Raw genomic sequence first — 3,156 nt, forward strand, 5'->3', positions numbered from 1 at the left:
GTCGAATACGGCACGGCAGCAGGGTGTAGCGCGCAGATTTTCATGCATGGTGAGCCAGACGCCAAGCTTGAGTTCGAAGGCTTCTGGCAACAGGCGCATCAGATCAGGACTTGTTTCGCCAACCCCACCTAGCAGATTCCGATGCCGAAGGCCGCCTTGATCGCGCGCAATTGCGCGATGTCGCTGTCGGCTCGGAAGGAAAAGCGAATGGCTTCAGCGCCAGGCACGCGGCTGCGCATAGCGCGGATAGCAGGCGTCTCGCGGTCGAAGCCTATCAAGCTGTGCTTCGTTAAATCGTTGAGGGTGGCTGGCGCGCCCGCGTGCGCGAGATAGTCCCGGTGCGCACGAAGGCCTACGCTGACGACGCCCGGTTTCTTGACAACTAGGGCCTCCTGCGCGGGCTGGACCATGCGTACGGCGATGTCGGCGTCGCGTCGCAGGAGATTATCGACGGAATTGGAGAGGACCAATCCGAACTCCGAAGCGGGATGTTTCTGCCGCAGTCGGCCAGCATAGGCGGCAATATCTCGGCGCCCATGATCTCGCTTGTGCTGATGCGGACTGTGCCATCGGATCGGAAAAGGCTTTAGTGGTAGACGCAGAGTCCACTGTGGTAGCAGTGGCGATGGTGCGGATAGAGGAAGCCCGGCCCGGCGCAATGACGGTAGTAATGATAGCCGGTTGGGCCCCAGCGCCCGCATCTGGCGCTGGCGTCGGTCGATGTCAGGCAGACGGCGGACAGGGTCGCGGCGGCGATCAGGGAAATTTTCAGGTCTTTCATTTTGGCCTCCGCTTCGAGAATGGGCGCGACGGCTTTCGCCTTACACGCTTGAACTCAACGGCCGAGCGGCGACAAAGTTGCGCCACGCCACGAAAACCCGGGCTTTACGGCCAAGGTCGCGCCTGTTTACGGCTTGCCGCTGGATTTTGGGGTGCTTTTGGGCATGACGGCGGTTCTGGTCGCCATCGCCGCCAAGATCTATCCCCTGCTAACCGAATGAGGCGCTTGCCTGCGGTGAGCGCACGTGAAGCAAAGTCTGATCATTCAGACAGGCCCGACGAGACGCGAAACGTGGCAAAGGAGCCGTTGAAAATGAACAGCACCGGGGAGGATTGTCTCACCGAGAAACATCTCCAGCTCTTCGGCGCCATCATTCGCTGGTTCGCACGTTATGAGCTGCTGATGCTTGAGCTTACGGCGGCCGTCGCCGGATCGAATGCCAGCGCCATCATGATTTTGACCCGCAACCTCGACTTTCGTGACAAAAGGCTGGCGCTGATCGATCTCCTCCGTCACCGCGCGATCCCATTCGATCGATTTGACCGGATCTGCAACTATCTGACCGTGCCGAACACGTTTTTGCCGTTGCGCAATGACATCGCTCATTCAGCGTGGGTTCACGCGCCAACGCCTTATCTGATCCAGTCGGTCTGGATCTTCCGTCGCCGGCCCGGGGTGAAGCCGTTGCATGGCGATCCGGATGAATCCGGCGCTCGCTACATCGAATGCGACGAGGACAAAGTTGACTATTCGATTGAAACCCTCGCCGAAGCTGTCGAGACACTCGCCTCGAATTACGATAGTTTCTCGGCCTATCTTCATGAAAACAGGATGCTTGGACTGAAATAGTCGATCTTGCCATGGATCAAGGCCCTTTGCGTCGGGCCGCCCCAGATCGAAAACGTCCAGGTGGAGCGGCAATGCGATGACCAACGAAGCCCAGCCGCAGACGATCACACTCCCGGGCGCGCCGAAATCGGCTCCCGGCTCCCGGCTTTTGCAGGGTCGGGGTAGAGGCCCCTGGATCGCCCTGGGAATCCTGCTGGCGCTCGCGGGCGTCGGCGTCTATCTGCGGACCAGCCATAACGCGCCCGCCACACGCTATGTCAGCGTCGCGGCGACGCGCGGCGACATCACGCGGACGGCGGCGGCGACGGGCACGGTCAATCCTGAACTGACCATCATTGTCGGCAGCTACGTCTCCGGCGTGCTCGAACAGTTGTATTGCGACTACAACACCAGGGTGAAGGCAGGCCAGGTCTGCGCCAAGATCGATCCGCGCCCCTATCAGACCCTCGTCGATCAGGCCAAGGCCAATCTGGCGGTGGCCAAGGCGCAACTGGTCAAGGATCAGGCCAATCTAGTTTATACAAACCAGAACTGGGAGCGCAATCGCTTGCTGCTCAAGGAGGATTCCGTCGCCAAGGACGCCGCCGACCAGTCGAAGAACAATCGCGATCAGGCCGAGGCGCAGGTCGGGTTCGATCAGGCGACGATCCAGCAGCGCCAGGCGGAACTCGACTCCGCGCAGGTCAATCTCGATTATACCGACATCACCGCGCCGGTGAGCGGCACGGTGGTGTCGCGCAATGTCACCCAGGGCCAGACGCTGGCCGCCAGCCTGCAGACGCCGACCCTGTTCCTGATCGCCACCGACCTCACGCGGATGCAGGTCGACACCAATGTCAGCGAGAGCGACATCGGCGGAATCAAGGAGGGCGACAAGGCCACATTCAGCGTCGACGCCTTCCCCAACCGCGTGTTCTCCGGCGTCGTCACGCAGGTGCGGCAATCGCCGCAGACGGTGCAGAATGTCGTGACTTTCGACGCCGTGGTCAGCGTCGACAACACGGACCTCGCGCTGAAGCCCGGCATGACGGCTTCGACGCGGATTATCGTCGATCAGCGCGCCAATGTCCTGCGCGCGCCAAATCAGGCGCTGCGTTATACGCCAAGCGCCTTTGCCGGCGCCGCGACGCCGGTCAAGCAGGGCGGCGGGCGGCTGTGGGTTTTGCGCGATGGACAGCCGGTGGCGGTGGATGTCGTCGTCGGACTCGACGACGAGAATTTCACCGAGATCGTCCAGGGCGATCTGCATGACGGCGACAAGATCATCGTCGGCGAGGAGCGGGGCGCCAGCGCCCATTGAGGGTTCGTTTGTCGCAGCCAGGAAAAGCCATGCCGGAGCCTGTCCTCAGGGTTGAAAACGTCACGCGGACTTTTGTTGTCGGCGATGTCGAGGTGCGCGCCTTGCGTTCGGTCAGCCAGACGATCGAACGCGGCGAGTTTGTCGCCATCATGGGCTCGTCGGGTTCGGGCAAGTCGACGCTGATGGCGATTCTCGGTTGTCTCGACCGGCCGAGCGGCGGCCATTA

Annotated in this window: 5 protein-coding genes; 3 read left to right on the top strand and 2 right to left on the bottom strand. The window is 61.6% G+C overall.

The features are described 5' to 3' along the window. Positions 1 to 128: 128 nt before the first annotated feature. Entirely contained in the window at positions 129 to 659 is a 531-nt protein-coding gene (locus tag ACLP2E_RS19000; protein ID WP_442466810.1) for a LysR substrate-binding domain-containing protein, read from the bottom strand. Beyond that, positions 587 to 781, bottom strand: a complete 195-nt coding sequence (locus tag ACLP2E_RS19005) for a hypothetical protein (protein WP_442466811.1) — start codon at positions 779 to 781, stop codon at positions 587 to 589. The genes ACLP2E_RS19000 and ACLP2E_RS19005 overlap by 73 nt, the downstream gene beginning before the upstream one ends. A gap of 234 nt (positions 782 to 1,015) precedes the next feature. On the opposite strand from ACLP2E_RS19005, the gene ACLP2E_RS19010 reads away from it, so the two are divergent. From ACLP2E_RS19010 to ACLP2E_RS19020, 3 genes are all read left to right on the top strand, one after another. After that, on the top strand, positions 1,016 to 1,630 hold the full coding sequence (locus ACLP2E_RS19010) for a hypothetical protein (RefSeq protein WP_442466812.1): 615 nt from the start codon (positions 1,016 to 1,018) through the stop codon (positions 1,628 to 1,630). Positions 1,631 to 1,706: 76 nt separating this feature from the next. Next, a complete protein-coding gene (locus ACLP2E_RS19015; protein WP_442466813.1) occupies positions 1,707 to 2,930 on the top strand; it encodes an efflux RND transporter periplasmic adaptor subunit in 1,224 nt (407 codons plus the stop codon). Between the two features lie 29 nt (positions 2,931 to 2,959). Next, positions 2,960 to 3,156 (top strand): ATP-binding cassette domain-containing protein (locus ACLP2E_RS19020; protein WP_442466814.1); only part of this gene is annotated, 197 nt, incomplete at its 3' end.

Source organism: Rhodoblastus sp. (assembly GCF_052145335.1).
GTDB lineage: Bacteria > Pseudomonadota > Alphaproteobacteria > Rhizobiales > Beijerinckiaceae > Rhodoblastus.